Below are 15,800 nucleotides of genomic sequence, written 5' to 3' on the forward strand. Positions count from 1 at the left end.
TAATGAAACGAAAATTTGCGTCCATAATCGCACTCATAGCGATATTCGCGGCAACATTTGCAACGGCAGAGCCGAGGATTGCTTTGGTGATCGGAAACAGCGCCTATGAGAATGTGGCACAGCTCGACAATCCGGTGACGGATGCAAATGACATGGCCGCGACGCTTACAGCGGCCGGTTTCGACGTGACGCTGCTGCTCGACGCAAGCCAGCCCATGCTGAACTTCAGTATTGCAAAATTTGGCAAGGATTTGCGGGATGCTGGCCGCGATGCGACCGGGTTATTCTATTACGCGGGGCACGGCGTCCAATCGTTCGGGACAAATTATCTGGTCCCGGTCGATGCCGCCCTCAAGAACGCCGCTGACTTGGACCTCGTCGCAATTGCTGCTGAATCCGTCTTGCGCCAGATGAAATCGGCTCGGAATAAGACCAACATCGTGATCCTTGATGCGTGCAGGGATAATCCTTTTGAGACAATCCTTGATATGGATGACAATGGACTGGCGGAAATGAATGCCCCGACCGGCACGTTTCTGTCCTATTCCACAGCGCCGGGGGCGGTTGCGCTTGATGGTCTCGATGGCAATAGCCCCTTTACCAAAGCACTGCTCAAGAACATCCCCGAACCCGGCATGCCGATTGAACAATTGTTCAAAGCGGTCCGCATCGAAGTTCTGAAAGAAACGGGCGGCGCTCAGGTGCCGTGGGATGCCTCGTCGCTGACCGGCAATTTCAATTTTGTTGAGGCCGCGCCGGTGCCCGCTCCCGCGCCGATGACCAATGCGGGTATGACTTGGGAAGCCGTGCGGGACACCAAAGACCCGCTTCAGATTTTGCTCTTTTTGCGCGCCTACCCCGACAGTCAATTTGCAGGCCCAGCCCGTGAAATGCTCAACGCGCTTATGGTGTCTGAGTTGTCGCCGCCCTCACCATCGGAACAAGCCGCGATAGTTCCTGACAAGGAACCTGCGGCACCAACCTCGGTCACGCTCAGTGGATCGACGCAAATCGCGGCAGAGGTGACAGATACCGAGCGTGCGCTCATTGAAACGGCGCGTAAATCTGGCAAGGCGAGCGACTATCAAGCTTATGTCGATGCGTACCCATCCGGCGCTTACGCGGAACTGGCAGCGTTTGAGCTAGCACTGTTAAAGGAAAAGGAGGGCGGGACTACCATGGCGGCTCTTCCAAGCGGCGACCGAGCGTTGCAGGTCGTTGTACCTGAAGTTCCCGGCATGGTTCCACCCACGTCAGTGATCACATACAACGGTCCCCTTGAGACCGGGGGGGCCGGGATTGTAGGGAACAGTCTTGAATCATTGATAACCGGTTCGCCAACATACCCACCGATTGAGGGATTGCCAGAGAGCGTCTGGAAGGACGCGACATGTTCAACGTGCCATCAATGGACCCGCGAGGCCCTTTGTACGCAAGCGCAGACTTACCTGGCCGCAGAGGCGCCCGCGCTTGCAAAGACCCATCCCCTTGGTGGCGGGTTTAAACACAACTTGAAGTACTGGGCGCAGGACGGATGTCAGTAAGAGGCTTTCTTATCAGCGACTGCTTGTCTCGACAAAGAAATAGACCCACTCGCCCTTAAAATCTGGCGTGTTTGCACGCGTCCAAGAAACTCGATCGCGCAAGAACTCAAGATATGGCGCTGCCAACTCTTGTAAGGGGCGCACCCCTTCGTAAAGCGGCGTTGATGCCGCGAACGCGACCATGATCTCTTGGCCGAACGGGGGACTTACACGAATGTCCAGCGCCGCCTGTCCTTGGGCGTCGCGCCCGATAACCAAGGATTGTTTCGCTTCTATTTCAGCAAGCGAGACAATTTCATTCGGCTGAAGATGCACAACCATGCCATTCGCGTCAAAATAGTCGATATAGAAGTATGCCGGATAGTCCGGCCCAACCAGGTCAAACGCCAATCGATCATTTTCCTTGAACCTGTAGACACGCGCATGTGTGTCGGGTCCAACAACGCGCGGATTTTTGTCTTGTTCAGTCGACTGTGGCAAGCCGACATTGGCAATCCCGGCAAGTGCGCCACACGTCGGGCGCGGCAGGATCAGCGTATTGTCAGAGACGGGAATGGAGCTTCCAATCTGATTTTGCAGTGCGGCAAGGATCGGAGCCCGCAAGCCGTCTTCCGGAATATGGCCGCGCAGTTCCAAATGACCTGTCGGCGGAACGAACGTGGTTTGCAGCCGCGCACAGGGAACAGACGAGAGAAGCTGCGCAATCCCGTCCCGAGCCGTACCAGAATTCACCCCGCTTTGCGCCAGATCGCCCGGCTGCATGAACGACTGGATTGCGGCCAAAGATGTTGGGTCTACTTGGCCGTTTCCGTCACCGCTCCACACAAGCGCGGCAGTCATATGCGCCGCCTCGGGCACAGCCGTTTGCGCAGGGCGTGTTTCATCTTGCAACGATGCTCCAACCACTTCCTGCGCCGACGGTCCCGAACTGGCTGTAACTGTGGCAGGCAGGGACATTCCGACCAATTGTGGAGTGTTTTCCTGCACTGAGGTCACAACGGCGGTTTGCACGTCCTGATCTGGCTTGATGCTGGCAAAGGCTGGCTGCACTTCTTGCAATTGGGTGTTTGCAGGCGGCAATGTTGTCACAACCGCACCAGTCTCTTCACCAAGGTCCCCGACAACGATCATCGCTGTTGGCAACTGGGCAACCCCGGCGGGTTTTGCTGCGCCCAAAAGGGAAATGTCTGCGAGCACGGTCGGCGCTTGCCGTGCAGCGGCCGTCGCCGTTGCGGGAGCCTTTTGGGGCGATGCCACGATGCCGGGGGCGGCCAAAGCGGGCGCGGATCTGGACCCGCTTGGGGTGCTGGCGTCAATCGTGGTTGTATCGGGCGGGGTCGATACTGCGGTACTCGATTGCAGCAGCAGGCCCTTGACTTGATCAGAGCCAAGTGAAGCGGTTGGGGTTGACGTAAGGGGGCTTGGCGTTGGGGCCAAAACGGCTGTGGCTGTCGTGGGTTCAACAGTTGCAGCAACCAGTCCTTCATCAGGCCGCACCGCATCGCTGACGTCAGCCGACTGCGCAGTTATGTCTACAGCCATAATTGTAACACCGGATTGATCCGTCGCGACCGCAGGCGATGAAGGTGAGGCAGCAGGTTCTGCCCGTGACACTGGTACGACCGCACCGCCAATCGCTGCGCCAATTTGCTTTTGCTCGGCTGTGCGTTCGCCTTCGGGTGCAGTTGCGACGGCGTCGGTCTGATCCACCGCATAGGCGGAAATATCGAGCCGGGATTGAGCCGCTGGCTGTTGTGGGACAGGATCCGGTGCCACAGCTACCGCAATGATGATCAGCAGCCCTATATGCGCCAGAGCGGAAACGGTAATGGCGAGAAGCCAGCGCATCAGGGTGCTCCGGGGGTGACGACAAGAACCACATCCTGCGCCCCCATGCCCTCGATCTCTGCGGCGAGTGGAAGAACAGTATTCAGCGCCGCGCCTGCGTGCGCATTGATACGAATTCGCAAGCCGGGATCTGCAGCTAACCGTTCTCCAAGCATTTCGATGACACCGTCGCGCGTGCGCTCAGTCCCGTCGAGGGCCAGTTGACCGTCTGCTGACACTGCAAGTGTTGCGCCGCCGCCGGGCATATCGGTGCCTTCAAATGCAATTGGCGGGGTGACGTCGAACGGAGCTGTCGCATCCATCCGGCCAACCAAAAGGAAAAAGACCAGAAGAAAGAACACCACGTCGATCAGCGCCACGATGGTTTCTGGCGCAGCGCGCTTGGGCGGGCGGGCCAACTTCATGGGCGCGCCTCTAACCTGATGATCCGCATTCTTGTTACGCCCGATTGCGTGATGCTGTCCATCACGGACACAAGCGCCTGAACATCAGCCTGGCCAGAGGGTAGCACCAGAACTTCGACCGCGGGATTGTGCCTTACAATGTCTGACAATTGCTCTGACAGGCCCGCAACAGACACCGCACGCCCGCCAAGATAGCTGCGCCCATCTGCGCCGATCCGCAGCATAATGGGGCGTGTAGCTTCGGCATCGGTTGCTGTCTGTGGCGACGTATCTTCGCCAGTCTCAGCGACAGGGATCATGTCCAGATCAAGGTAAGTCGATGTCACCATAAAAAAGACAAGCATGATCATCAGCACGTCGACCATAGCCACGAGCGAGACCACCACGCCGTGACGTTTCGTGCGGGTGATCTGCATCGCTTCAAGCTCCTTTCTCAGCAGCCGACAGAAGAGGTGTCAGGACAACCGATCTTCGATCGCGTAAAGCCGCCCGATGGAGGCTTCGATCCGGTTTGCAACGGTTTCCACGCGTGCCGCCAACAGTGTTGCAGCAATCGCTGCGGGGATCGCGACGACCAGTCCGACAGCAGTGGTCAGCAACGCCTGCCATATCCCAGACGCCAAAAGCGACGCATTTGCTGCGCCTTCGGCAAGGGCGAGTTCCTGAAACGATTGGATCATGCCCAAGACAGTTCCTAGAAGCCCCATCAGCGGGCTGACCATCGCCGTCAGTTCAAGAAATCGGATGTTCTTGTTCAAGATAGCGATTTCGGCATTTCCGCGCCATTCAAGATCGGCATCAAGCAATGTGCGCGGAAGCCCGGAACGAAGGCCAGTCATCGCTTGGTGCAACAGTCGATCAACTGCCGACTTGCCTGGCTCCAACTCGGCCATAGCCGCAGTTTTGTCGCCTTGCGACCAATGCGCTAACGCCTTTTCCCGGATGGTATCGCCAGCCAGGACGCCGCTGAGTTGCAGAACCTTTGCTGCAATAACCGTCAGTGACACAAGCGACAAAACCGCAAGGATCATCACGATCGGTCCGCCGGCGACCATAACTTCCAAAAGTCCGGCCATGGATTATTTTACAAGCGCCGCCGGAGCCCGGCTGACGAGATCCATAAGGGCGAAGCAGTCAGTTTCGTCTTCGTTCTGCGGTTTGCAACTTGTCACATCATGCAGCAGAATTTCTGAAATATCGCCGCATCCGGTTTCCGGAATTTCAAACAGTTTGAGTGTCGTGCGAGAGGCAGGCAGGGGGGCGGCGTCGATCGTCAAAAGGCGATCTATAACCCCGTCTTGATCCAAAATCGCAAGCGACACTTCAAAACCTTCCAAGGCCATGCCCGTCTGGTTGCGGAACAGGAAAAACGCGCGGCAGCCAGTCCCGTCGCTATCTTCGAACTTGTTCAATTCCACGGTCAACCGGCCGTCTTGCGCAAGGCCCGGTTGCCCTGCCATGGTCAGACCGGACAAAGCCGCAGCCAAGATTGCAATTCGCACGTCGTTTCCTCCACCCATTGCTCGCGTTACCCAAGCCAACGAGATAAGCGCGGGCCGGTCAAGAAATCTTTGCTTTAGCCGGGAGGGGGCAGGTGCCGGATTGGTGGCCCAATTCAAAGTCAGACTCACTCCGGCGCATAAAGCATGGCTGCATCGGGGGTCGATGCAGCCATGCGGATTAGACAACCTTAACGGTCAGATCGTTTAAACCTTCGATGGTCACGACCATTGTGTCGCCGGCAACAACCGGCCCGACTCCAGATGGCGTGCCAGACATTATCACGTCCCCAGCGGCGAGTTCGAAAAAGTCAGACAGGTACGAGATCATCTCTGGCACCTTCCAGATCATCTGGTTCAAATCGCCCGTCTGGCGAACCTCGCCATTGACGGTAAGTTCAATCTTGCCGCTGTCTAGATGTCCAACATCCGCGACCGCCTGCAAAGGGCCCACCGGGCCAGAGCGTTCGAACGCTTTGCCTATTTCCCAAGGCCGCCCCATCTTTTTCGCGACACCCTGCAAGTCGCGCTGCGTCATATCCAGCGACGGCGCATAGCCCCATACGTGATCCAGCGCGTCTTCCAATTTGATGTTTGTTCCACCGGATTTCAGTGCCACGAGCATTTCTACTTCGTGATGCACGTCGCTGCTTTGTGTCGGATATGGAAAGCTACCAGAGGCATCAAGGTTATCAGGGTTCTTCTGAAAGAAGAAAGGTGGTTCGCGGTCTGGATCATGCCCCATCTCTACCGCATGGGCCGCGTAATTGCGACCAATACAATAGACCCTGCGCACAGGAAATACCCCGCCGCCAGCGACAGGAATCGTTGCAGCAGTCGGTGCTGGTATAACAAATTCAGACATTTAGGGGCTCCCGGTTCAAGCAATTAGACCCCTTGGATAGCGGCTTAGGCAGGGTGGATCAATCCCAACCAATCTAAATAATCATTGATACTTTTGATTTGATCGGCAATGGTGAGTCTTGTTTAGCAGGCGGCTTGCCGAAATTGGTCAACCAAATGAGGGTTTCGTGATCCAGCACAACAAGGCAATCAAAGCGGACCCAACAGTCGACCGGCTGAGGAACTTCATTTCTGAAGGGGGATATTCGTCAGGAGATCGACTGCCTGCAGAGCGGGAGTTGACCGAACGTCTGGCTTTGTCGCGTACTGAACTGCGCAAAGCTTTGGACGCGTTGGAGCGCGAAGGGGCGGTCTGGCGCCATGTTGGCAAAGGGACCTTTGTCGCTGATCGTGACTCCGAGTCGGATGTATCAAGCTCGATACTAGACATCAGCAGGAAACTGACACCCTTTCGAATGGTCCGCGCACGTCTGGTTATCGAGCCGGCGATTGCACGCGAGGCCGCGATCAATGCATCGGCGGAAAGCCTGCGCCTGATAGAGCGCGCAATGGTTCGGACCCGGAACGCGACAACTTGGGCCGAATATGAACAGCACGACGATCTGCTTCATCACCAAATCGCGACGGCAAGCGACAACCTGCTGCTGGTTTCACTGTTCGAGCAGCTCAATCTTGTGCGCCGGGCAGTTTCGTGGGGCAGTGTCGTTAGGGATAGCGTGCGGCCGTCATCCGATCACACCAGTTTCGCAGAACATGAGGCGATCTTTGCGGCGCTCACCGCGCGCGACAAGGACGCTGCATATGAGGCGATGCGCAGTCACCTGCATTCCGTATCGGGGAGGCTTTTCGGAGAGTCGTAAGTCCAAAAAAATGATCGGGGACAAGCACATATAAGTGTCGCCTCGGCAAAAATAACAAAATCAGAGTTCACTGGGAGGAGAACCATGAGAAATTTCGTAAAGACGATCGCACAAACAGCCTTGGCCGCGCCATTGGCATTGGCTGTGTCATTTTCGGGTGCGCAAGCAGAAACGCTTCGAATTGCTTTGGCGGAAACACCATCTGACGAGCTTGCGGCATTTTTTGTTGCACTCGATCGGGCCAAGGCAAACGGGCTGGATTATGAATGGACCGCGTTTTCCGATGAAGAACTCGCCATTCAAGCCATTCTCAGCGGCCAGATGGATATTGGTTTCGGAACGCCCTATTCCGCAATGCAGCGCAGCCGCGCGCCGATCCGCATCATTTTCCAACTGTCGAAATTGAAGTTTTTTCCCGTCGCAGTAAAAGAATACACCGATCTTAGCCAACTTGATGGCAAGCCGATCATGCTGCACTCGCGCGGTGGCGGGACGGACTCAATCGCCAACGTTATCGAAGATCGCATGGGAATCGAACTTGGGGAACGGTCTTATGTGCCCGGCTCATCCAACCGTGTTGTTGCGATGCTGGCAGGTCAGGCAGAAGCAACCATTCTTGATTTGTCCAACAAGAACAAAATTATAGCCGAGGCAGGTGACCGTTTCAACGTGCTGCCCATGTTCGACGTGGATGCAAGTGATGAAGCGCTTTTTGCCAATCTCGACTGGATTCAAGAGAACGAAGATCAGGTCAATATTCTGGTCGCAGCGCTGGTAAGCGTGTGGCAGGACGTGGCTAAGGATCCAACCATTGTAAGCCGTGAAACCAATCCGGACGGCCCGATCGGGCAACTTCCGGCTGAGATTCTGGCACAGCTTGACGGCTTTTACACGGAAGCGGTCGCTGGCGGATTGTATGACCCCAATGGCGGGGGGCGCACCGCAGCAATGGCTGATCTTGAATGGTATGCTGCATCGGGTCAGTTGGACGGCGATCCGTCTGAACTGAATATCGACGACTTTTGGTATATGGCACCACTCGACGCCGCAACGAAGTAAACGGACCGCTGTCGCTGGCCACGAGCAAGGCCGGTGACAGCCCCCTACTTATTTCTGCAACATACTGAGGCGTCATGCAAAATAGAGCCCTTTATCTAAAGGTACTTTCGGCACTTTTGGTCTTTGGCGCGTGGGAAATTGCTGGCCGGATTCCCGTCAGCTATGCCTTTCCGACGTTTCTTGAATCGATGGCGGCGCTCGCCAGAATGACCTTTGACGGAAGCATCTTCGTCGCCTATGCCGAAACCCTGAAACCGCTGGTCGTTGGCGTTGCGATCTCAACTTTTCTCGGGATTGGCTTTGGGCTTTGGATCGGCCTCAGCGCGCGTTTCGACTGGCTGTTTTCGCCCATCTTTATCGTTATGCAAGCCGCGCCATTGGCCGCTTTGATCCCGCTGTTGGTGATGGCCTATGGGATCGGACTGACATCCAAAGTCTTCGTTGTCTGCATCATGTCGATGCCGGTCATCGTTCTCAGCACCAGCAGCGCAGTTCGCAACACACCGGCGTCAATGAAAGAAATGGCAAAGTCATTTCTGGCCAAAGATTACGAGATACTTCTGAAGATCATCATCCCTGCTGCCAGCCCAATGATCTTTTCAGGTCTGCGCCTTGGCGTCTCTGCGGGCTTCATCGGCGCCATCTTGTCAGAACTCAAAATCACTCCAACAGGTGTCGGTGATATCATATCCTACAGCCGGTCTATCGCTGACTATCCCAGTATGTATGCCGCGATTTTCTCAATCATCGTGCTCGCAGTTCTGTTCCTGAACCTGCTGGAAAAGACAGAAAATTATCTCTTCAAAGGAAACGATCGTGGTTATGTCACAGACTGAATCGGCTTTCGCCAACGCACACCCGACAGAGCAAGACATCGCCGTTTCAATCCGCGGCGTTTCAAAGAATTATGGGGCGGTCGAAGCTCTTAAGGACATGTCGCTGGATTTTCCGCGCGGCCAACTCACCTCGCTCCTTGGGCCATCCGGCTGCGGGAAAACGACCTTGCTCAAGATCATCGCTGGGTTGCTGAAACACGATTCAGGCGAAATTATTGTTAACGGCAAGAACGTGACAGGCCCTGGCCCCAACCGGGCGTTCGTCTTTCAGGACTTCGCGCTTCTGCCTTGGGCAACTGTGATGCGGAACGTAGCCTTCGGTCTGGAACTGCGGGGCGTACCCCGATCAGAACGCGAGGATAAGGCGGAAAAGTATATCAAAGGCGTCGGGTTGGCGGGGTTTGAGAATGCGTACCCCCACGAACTTTCCGGCGGCATGCGCCAGCGCGTTGGTTTGGCTCGTGCCCTCTCGGTCGATGCCAACGTTTTGCTGCTTGATGAACCGTTCTCGGCCGTTGATGAACAGACGCGACGCAAGTTTCAGGAAGATCTTCTGTCGCTTGTCGCAAATGAAAAGAAGACTTTCATCTTCGTCACGCATTCTATCGAAGAAGCGGTCTATTGTTCGGATCAGATCGCGCTATTGCTGCCCCGACCAAGTCGTGTGCACGAAATGATACGCCCTCAGATTGATCGCTCCAAGGGCGTCGACAACATTCCCCGCGAGCCTGAATATCTTGATATCGTTGATCAAATTTGGGCGTCTTTGCGCGCCTATGTGGAATAGGGGCCGATCATGGTGATCATGGGTTACAAGCTCCCCAATATGTCTTCGCTTCTGATTTGGGGGCTTTTGTGGGAAATAATCGGCCAGACGGGTTTGACATTCTTCGTTCCGCCTTTGTCAGAAGTGTTCGTGACGTTGTTCAAGATCATCGGCACGCCTGCTTTCGTCAAAGCGTTGACCGAAACTGCGCAGGCGTTCCTGGCCGGGGTCTTTTTTGCCATCGCCATCGGAATTCCAGTAGGGATTTTCATGGGTCGCAGTCGATTGTTGGACGAGTTGCTGCTGCCGTGGGTCAATATTTTCGTCAGCGCGCCGCTGACTGCATTGGTGCCTGTTCTGATGGTGTTGTTCGGCTTCGGAATGAAATCTATCATCATTACGACAACGCTGTTCGGCATTTGGATCATCATTCTAAACACGCGTGCGGGCGTGCGTCAGATCAACCGATCCTTGATCGAGATGTCCAGAAGCTTCGGCGCATCGCAGTTCGATGCATTTACCAAGGTCTATTTCTGGGCTGCCTTGCCAGAAATTCTTGGCGGCGTGCGGATTGGTGTCATCCGTGCCGTAAAGGGCGTCATCATCGGTCAGCTTTTAATATCGATCGTTGGCTTTGGCGCGCTCTTCGAACTCTATGCATCGAACTTTCTGATGTCGCATTTCTGGGCGGTTCTTATCGTGCTGTTCGCTCTCGCGTTCTCGATCTCCGAGTTCTTGGGATATTTAGAACGGAGAGTGTCCTACTATGCCGCAAACCGTTCATAAATTTAAAAAAAGTAGGCTTCGAGCATGTCCGTGACTCTGCAATCTCTTCTCGCGCCGCATGACCCAGACCTTGTCGCCATCGGTGCCCCGGACCGTGATTGGTTGACCTATGGAAAACTGCGGGAGCTGAGCGATCAGGTCGCGCGCCAACTGCACGATGCCGGGATCGGCAGCGATGACCGTGTCGCGATCGTATTGCCGAACGGCCCAGAAATGGCAGCCGCTTTTGTGACCATCGCACAGGCGGCAATCACCGCCCCGCTGAACCCAGCCTATCGGTTGGATGAATATGCATTCTATCTCGAAGACCTGAAGGCCAAGGCACTTGTCGTTCTGGCGGATGATCAAGGACCAGCGGTCCAAGCGGCGCAGCAATGCGGGGTGGGTATTTTACGGCTTCACGTTGATCCGTCTGATCCGGCGGGCGTCTTTAGCCTTTCGCCAGACGGGGATGTGGGGGAGTCGCCAAGTTCAGGACCACCCGGACCCGATAGCACGGCGTTGATCCTCCACACGTCCGGCACAACATCGCGGCCCAAGATCGTGCCGCTGCTTCAGTCAAATCTGGTCGCCTCAGCCCGAAACATTGAAGCGTCTCTTGCTTTGACATCGGCGGACCGGTGCTTGAATGTGATGCCATTGTTCCACATCCATGGATTGATTGCTGCGGTATCGGCATCGCTGGCCGCGGGTGCCTCGGTCTGGTGTGCCCCTGGCTTTGACGCGCTGAAGTTCTTTGGCTGGATGAAAGTCGCCAAGCCGTCTTGGTATACGGCTGTCCCAACGATGCATCAGGCGATACTTTCACGTGCCGCACGCAATGCGGATGTTATCGCAAAATCGCCATTGCGGTTCCTGCGATCGTCGTCAGCGTCGCTTCCAGCCCAGGTGATGACCGCGCTGACCGACACGTTTGGCGCTCCAGTCATAGAAGCTTATGGGATGACCGAAGCCACCCATCAGATGACGAGCAACCCCCTTGCCGAAGGCGCACAAATCCCCGGTTCTGTGGGCGTGGCTGCGGGGCCATTGGTGCGCATTGCCCACGAAGCTGAAAACAAAATTATCGCGGGAACCGGTGAGGTCGTAATTTCGGGGCCGAATGTCACACTGGGATATGAAAGCAACCCTGACGCAAACGCCGCCAACTTCTTTGAGGCGGATGGTCTGCGCTGGTTTCGCACTGGGGATCAGGGGGCGATCGACGACGCCGGGTATCTACGCCTGACCGGACGCCTGAAAGAGATCATCAACCGGGGCGGCGAAAAGATCAGCCCCCTTGAGGTTGATGGCATCTTGCTGGATCATCCGGCGGTGACCCAAGTTGTGACCTTCGCAGTCCCACACACCAAGTTGGGCGAAGAGGTCGCAGCGGCCGTCGTCTTGGTCGAAGGCCAAGTCGCCACCGACCAAGAGATCCGCGCCTTTGCCGCTGAACGTTTGGCTGATTTCAAAGTGCCGCGCCACGTGGTCATACTGGACGAAATCCCAAAAGGGGCCACAGGGAAGATGCAGCGCATTGGTTTGGCCGAAAAACTGGGACTTGGCGCGCGATGAAGGTCTGTATTTTCGGCGCCGGGGCGATCGGTGGCTATATGGGCGCCAAACTGGCGCAGGCGGGGGCAGATGTCAGCCTTGTTGCGCGCGGCCCGCACCTTGCCGCGATGCAGGACAAGGGGCTCACTCTTTTAGAGCATGGATCAGAGCCCGTGACCGTGCCGGTAAAGGCCAGTGAAGACCCCGCAAAACTGGGGGTCCAAGACTATGTTATCGTTACGCTGAAAGCGCATTCCGTTCCGCCTGTTGTTCCTTTGTTGAAACAGCTTCTCGGACCAAACAGCACGCTTGTAAGCGGGGTCAACGGCGTGCCGTGGTGGTATTTTCACAAGATTGGCGGCCCGTTTGAAGGCACGCGGTTGGCAACGGTCGATCCGGGAAATGCACAATGGGATGGGATAGGTCCAGACAACGTGTTGGGCTGCGTTGTTTACCCTGCCGCCGAAGTCAGCGAACCCGGCACCGTGCGACACTTAGAAGGCAATCGGTTTTCTTTGGGCGAGCCTGATGGCACGAAATCCGACCGTGCCCTGGCCTTGTCGAAATTGCTGATTACAGCAGGGCTCAAGGCGCCGGTGCGCCCGAAATTGCGTGATGAAATTTGGGTCAAGCTGTGGGGCAATTTGTCTTTCAATCCGATTTCTGTGCTGACAGATGCCACGCTGGACGTTTTGTGCACCGATGTCGGCACCCGCCCCGTGGCCCGCGCGATGATGGTCGAGGCGCAGACAATTGCCGAAAAACTGGGCGTCAAGTTTCCGATCGACGTTGACCGCCGCCTGGATGGCGGTGCCGCAGTCGGTGCGCACCGGACGTCGATGCTGCAAGACCTCGATGCAGGGCGCCCCATGGAAATAGATGCGCTTGTTGGGGCTGTCAAAGAGCTGGGGGTGCTGACGGGCACCGCGACACCGACGCTTGACGCTGTTTTGGCCTTGGTCCAGTTGCGGGCCCGCTCTGCAGGTCTTTACCCATAGCATCACTGGGCAGATGCCTTTGACAGTCTTGGGCTGCCCCGGATTTATTCCGCTCCTTTGAATTGGTACTTTGCCGCAAAGGCGAAACGATATGGCACATCAACCAACCCCGGAATTTCGTTCCGAAGCAGTGCGTGTAGCGTTAACCAGCGGCTCGCCGCCTAGGCAGGTTGCAGCGGACATTTGCGCTGGCTTCTCGACGCCTAGATCAGGGTAATGCGCATGCGGTGTCAGACTAACTGCGGCTCGTGATCACCGTTCAGAGCAAAGGCACCTGAAACCCGCGAGAGCCAAGACCCGTGCCGTACTCTAGTCGGCGACTTGTGCGCAATTTGTGACCCTTCACATCGGGCACCTTGGTTGCCGGCCTCTTTCGTGCCAAGTTCAGCGGGCTGATTTGTACACGCGAGGATATCATGCCAACACCGACACTTGGGACCGATGAAGACGAACTTTATGTGTCTCAAAGCGCACTTGGCCCGCTTCCGAAATCTGAATTTCCAAGGGCTGGCAGCGCCCCGCGTGTCGCCTATGCCGGTATCCGGGACGAGTTGCTTCTTGATGGAAATGCCCGGCAGAATCTTGCCACGTTTTGCCAGACTTGGGAGGAACCAGAGCTTCACCAGTTGATGGATGATTGCATCGACAAGAACATGGTCGACAAGGACGAATACCCCCAGACAGCCGAGATCGAAAAACGCTGCGTGCAGATGCTTGCAGATCTATGGAACGCACCAAACCCAAAGGCTGGTGTGGGAAGTTCCACCACCGGCTCCTCAGAGGCGGCGATGTTGGGCGGCCTTGCCATGAAACGCCGTTGGGAAGCGCGCCAGCGTGCTGCCGGCAAACCCACCGGCAAGCCCAATATTGTGACCGGCCCGGTTCAGATTTGCTGGCACAAATTTACTCGCTATTGGGACATTGAGCATCGCGAAATTCCGATGGAAGATGGCCGACTTCTCATGACAGCCGAAGAGGTCATCAAGCGGTGCGATGAAAACACCATTGGTGTCGTCCCGACACTCGGCGTGACCTTCACGGGCGAGTACGAGCCCGTTAAGGCAGTGTCAGACGCGCTTGATCAATATGAATGTGACACAGGGTTGGACATTCCGATTCATGTCGATGGTGCAAGTGGCGGGTTTCTGGCCCCGTTTTGTGCCCCGGATCTGCAATGGGATTTCAGCTTGCCAAGGGTCCGGTCCATCAATGCATCCGGCCATAAATTCGGGCTGGCGCCCTTGGGTGTCGGATGGATACTCTGGCGCACTGAAGACGACCTGCCCGAAGAAATGGTTTTTTACGTGAACTATCTTGGGGGGAATATGCGCGATATCGCGTTGAACTTCTCGCGTCCCGGCGGGCAGGTGGTCAGCCAGTACTACAACTTTCTGCGTCTGGGCCGCAGCGGGTACGCGTCAGTTCACGGGACGTGCTACACGACCGCCAGTTTCTTGGCAGATGAAATTGCCCAGCTTGGACCATTTGAGATTGTTTATGACGGCACCCCCGAACAGGGAATCCCGTGTGTGTGCTGGAAGATCAAGCCCGGTGCGGATCCCGGATTTTCGCTGTTCGATCTTGCAGATCGGCTGCGTATTCGCGGCTGGCAGGTTCCGGCCTATGCCTTGCCGGCGAATTGCACCGCCGTGCCGGTGCAGCGCATCTTGGTCCGGAATGGAGTGAGCCGCGATTTGGCCGAGCTTTTGCTTGCGGATATTCGCGATGCTTTGGCACACCTCGAAAAGCACCCGGCGCAAACACCGCTTGGGTCTGACGATGGGTGCGGTTTTCATCACTAAGGCTGAGACGGAGTCGCGGTCCGGTCGCACCTTGCACTTAGTTTAGGGCGTTTTCGTACATAGCTGCAAAGAGTTTGCATTCCGGACCCTGATCAACTTTTTATCAAGCCTAACGGGGATTTCCCTGTTTCACTGCGGTCTTGTCCCTTTGGGTGTGCAGCTGTTGGATCGCTGTGGGGGGCTGTTTTGGTGTTTGTGGCGGAGGCTGCGGCGAGTTTTGCCAGGATTTCGTCGCGGGGTCCGAAAGCCTTTTGTGTGCCGTTCTCCAGGATCAGGATCTTGTCACAGGCATGCAGCAGGTTGGGGCTGTGCGTGATGACAATGGCCGATTTTCCAGCCGCGGTCTGGGCCTTGATCAGGCGGCTCACAAGCGCGCCGGCTTCCTGGTCGAGACCTGCGTTCGGCTCGTCCATGATCAGGATGTTCGGCTTGCTGTAAACGGCCCGGGCCAAAGCGATCCGCTGCAACGTGCCAGCCGACAGGATTTTCTTGGCCCAGTGCATGTCGGTTTGCAAACCCTTGGGGAGGAGTTCGATCTTGTCCATGACATGCACCAATTCCGCGGCGGCGACCACATCGGCAAGCACCATGTCAGGGTCATAGCGGGCGATATTCTCGGCCACGGTGCCATCAAAGAAGGTGAGAAATTGCGGCAACAACCCGATGTGCTTTGCCAGGGCGCTCTCGGACAGTTCATACAATGGAAAGCCGCTCAGGGTTACTCTGCCCATGGTGGCCGCATTGCCACCGGTCAGCAGACGCACAAGAGCGGATTTGCCCACGCCGCTGCGCCCGACGATCGCCAGCGCTTCGCCGGGTTGGACGTCAAAGGACAGACGGGTGAACACGGGCAGGCTGAGTTCGCGGGGCTTAAAGGTCACGTTGGTGATTTCAAGTGTGCCGGGCACATCTGGCAGCGCGGCCGAGCGGCGGCTGCGCAGATCGGCCGACGAGCGGGACAGGTTCCGTTCCAGGCGGCGGGCGCCGGCGAGGGTCGT

16 protein-coding genes are annotated in these 15,800 nt (G+C 56.5%); 9 read left to right on the plus strand and 7 right to left on the minus strand.

What is annotated here, in order from left to right; translation table 11 throughout:
• Positions 1-2: 2 nt before the first annotated feature.
• Positions 3-1,544, plus strand: coding sequence for a caspase family protein (locus E2L05_RS15380; protein WP_133343771.1), 1,542 nt, complete (start codon positions 3-5; stop codon positions 1,542-1,544).
• A gap of 12 nt (positions 1,545-1,556) precedes the next feature.
• Here the strand turns inward: E2L05_RS15380 and E2L05_RS15385 are convergent, their stop codons facing one another.
• The 6 genes from E2L05_RS15385 to E2L05_RS15410 all read right to left on the minus strand — a co-directional run bounded on the left by E2L05_RS15385 (position 1,557) and on the right by E2L05_RS15410 (position 6,160).
• On the minus strand, positions 1,557-3,392 hold the full coding sequence (locus E2L05_RS15385) for a DUF4384 domain-containing protein (RefSeq protein WP_133343772.1): 1,836 nt from the start codon (positions 3,390-3,392) through the stop codon (positions 1,557-1,559).
• Positions 3,392-3,796: an ExbD/TolR family protein gene (locus tag E2L05_RS15390; RefSeq protein ID WP_133343773.1), complete on the minus strand. Its 405-nt coding sequence runs from the start codon at positions 3,794-3,796 to the stop codon at positions 3,392-3,394. The genes E2L05_RS15385 and E2L05_RS15390 overlap by 1 nt, the downstream gene beginning before the upstream one ends.
• A complete protein-coding gene (locus E2L05_RS15395) occupies positions 3,793-4,212 on the minus strand; it encodes an ExbD/TolR family protein (RefSeq protein ID WP_133343774.1) in 420 nt (139 codons plus the stop codon). The genes E2L05_RS15390 and E2L05_RS15395 overlap by 4 nt, the downstream gene beginning before the upstream one ends.
• A gap of 39 nt (positions 4,213-4,251) precedes the next feature.
• Complete coding sequence (locus tag E2L05_RS15400) at positions 4,252-4,872, minus strand: MotA/TolQ/ExbB proton channel family protein (RefSeq protein ID WP_133343775.1); 621 nt, start codon at positions 4,870-4,872, stop codon at positions 4,252-4,254.
• A 3-nt stretch (positions 4,873-4,875) separates the two neighbouring features.
• On the minus strand, positions 4,876-5,256 hold the full coding sequence (locus tag E2L05_RS15405) for a hypothetical protein (protein ID WP_133343787.1): 381 nt from the start codon (positions 5,254-5,256) through the stop codon (positions 4,876-4,878).
• A gap of 220 nt (positions 5,257-5,476) precedes the next feature.
• On the minus strand, positions 5,477-6,160 hold the full coding sequence (locus E2L05_RS15410; protein WP_133343776.1) for a fumarylacetoacetate hydrolase family protein: 684 nt from the start codon (positions 6,158-6,160) through the stop codon (positions 5,477-5,479).
• Positions 6,161-6,326: 166 nt separating this feature from the next.
• Between E2L05_RS15410 and E2L05_RS15415 the strand changes: the two genes are divergently transcribed.
• The 8 genes from E2L05_RS15415 to E2L05_RS15450 all read left to right on the plus strand — a co-directional run bounded on the left by E2L05_RS15415 (position 6,327) and on the right by E2L05_RS15450 (position 14,802).
• Positions 6,327-7,019, plus strand: a complete 693-nt coding sequence (locus tag E2L05_RS15415; protein WP_133343777.1) for a FadR/GntR family transcriptional regulator — start codon at positions 6,327-6,329, stop codon at positions 7,017-7,019.
• A gap of 84 nt (positions 7,020-7,103) precedes the next feature.
• Entirely contained in the window at positions 7,104-8,078 is a 975-nt protein-coding gene (locus tag E2L05_RS15420; protein WP_133343778.1) for an ABC transporter substrate-binding protein, read from the plus strand.
• A gap of 74 nt (positions 8,079-8,152) precedes the next feature.
• Complete coding sequence (locus tag E2L05_RS15425) at positions 8,153-8,914, plus strand: ABC transporter permease (RefSeq protein WP_133343779.1); 762 nt, start codon at positions 8,153-8,155, stop codon at positions 8,912-8,914.
• Positions 8,901-9,701, plus strand: coding sequence for an ABC transporter ATP-binding protein (locus E2L05_RS15430; RefSeq protein ID WP_133343780.1), 801 nt, complete (start codon positions 8,901-8,903; stop codon positions 9,699-9,701). The genes E2L05_RS15425 and E2L05_RS15430 overlap by 14 nt, the downstream gene beginning before the upstream one ends.
• 9 nt (positions 9,702-9,710) lie before the next feature.
• Positions 9,711-10,466: an ABC transporter permease gene (locus E2L05_RS15435; protein ID WP_133343781.1), complete on the plus strand. Its 756-nt coding sequence runs from the start codon at positions 9,711-9,713 to the stop codon at positions 10,464-10,466.
• A 24-nt stretch (positions 10,467-10,490) separates the two neighbouring features.
• The gene (locus E2L05_RS15440) at positions 10,491-12,023 is read left to right on the plus strand and encodes an acyl--CoA ligase (protein WP_133343782.1); all 1,533 of its coding nucleotides are present in this window, start codon (positions 10,491-10,493) and stop codon (positions 12,021-12,023) included.
• Complete coding sequence (locus E2L05_RS15445) at positions 12,020-13,000, plus strand: 2-dehydropantoate 2-reductase (RefSeq protein WP_133343783.1); 981 nt, start codon at positions 12,020-12,022, stop codon at positions 12,998-13,000. Before E2L05_RS15440 ends, E2L05_RS15445 begins: the two co-directional genes overlap by 4 nt.
• Positions 13,001-13,416: 416 nt before the next feature.
• Positions 13,417-14,802, plus strand: a complete 1,386-nt coding sequence (locus tag E2L05_RS15450) for a glutamate decarboxylase (protein WP_133343784.1) — start codon at positions 13,417-13,419, stop codon at positions 14,800-14,802.
• A 92-nt stretch (positions 14,803-14,894) separates the two neighbouring features.
• Here E2L05_RS15450 and E2L05_RS15455 read toward each other — a convergent pair.
• The coding region (locus E2L05_RS15455; protein ID WP_133343785.1) for an ATP-binding cassette domain-containing protein at positions 14,895-15,800 on the minus strand (906 nt) is incomplete at its 5' end.

Source organism: Meridianimarinicoccus aquatilis (assembly GCF_004358675.1).
Classification (GTDB): Bacteria; Pseudomonadota; Alphaproteobacteria; order Rhodobacterales; family Rhodobacteraceae; genus Meridianimarinicoccus; species Meridianimarinicoccus aquatilis.

Bases quoted from the DNA above. Each gene is read 5' to 3' on its own strand.
- E2L05_RS15380 (WP_133343771.1), top strand. From the start codon at position 3: ATGAAACGAAAATTTGCGTCCATAATCGCACTCATAGCGATATTCGCG.
- E2L05_RS15385 (WP_133343772.1), bottom strand. From the start codon at position 3,392: ATGCGCTGGCTTCTCGCCATTACCGTTTCCGCTCTGGCGCATATAGGG.
- E2L05_RS15390 (WP_133343773.1), bottom strand. From the start codon at position 3,796: ATGAAGTTGGCCCGCCCGCCCAAGCGCGCTGCGCCAGAAACCATCGTG.
- E2L05_RS15395 (WP_133343774.1), bottom strand. From the start codon at position 4,212: ATGCAGATCACCCGCACGAAACGTCACGGCGTGGTGGTCTCGCTCGTG.
- E2L05_RS15400 (WP_133343775.1), bottom strand. From the start codon at position 4,872: ATGGCCGGACTTTTGGAAGTTATGGTCGCCGGCGGACCGATCGTGATG.
- E2L05_RS15405 (WP_133343787.1), bottom strand. From the start codon at position 5,256: ATGGCAGGGCAACCGGGCCTTGCGCAAGACGGCCGGTTGACCGTGGAA.
- E2L05_RS15410 (WP_133343776.1), bottom strand. From the start codon at position 6,160: ATGTCTGAATTTGTTATACCAGCACCGACTGCTGCAACGATTCCTGTC.
- E2L05_RS15420 (WP_133343778.1), top strand. From the start codon at position 7,104: ATGAGAAATTTCGTAAAGACGATCGCACAAACAGCCTTGGCCGCGCCA.
- E2L05_RS15425 (WP_133343779.1), top strand. From the start codon at position 8,153: ATGCAAAATAGAGCCCTTTATCTAAAGGTACTTTCGGCACTTTTGGTC.
- E2L05_RS15430 (WP_133343780.1), top strand. From the start codon at position 8,901: ATGTCACAGACTGAATCGGCTTTCGCCAACGCACACCCGACAGAGCAA.
- E2L05_RS15435 (WP_133343781.1), top strand. From the start codon at position 9,711: ATGGTGATCATGGGTTACAAGCTCCCCAATATGTCTTCGCTTCTGATT.
- E2L05_RS15440 (WP_133343782.1), top strand. From the start codon at position 10,491: ATGTCCGTGACTCTGCAATCTCTTCTCGCGCCGCATGACCCAGACCTT.
- E2L05_RS15445 (WP_133343783.1), top strand. From the start codon at position 12,020: ATGAAGGTCTGTATTTTCGGCGCCGGGGCGATCGGTGGCTATATGGGC.
- E2L05_RS15450 (WP_133343784.1), top strand. From the start codon at position 13,417: ATGCCAACACCGACACTTGGGACCGATGAAGACGAACTTTATGTGTCT.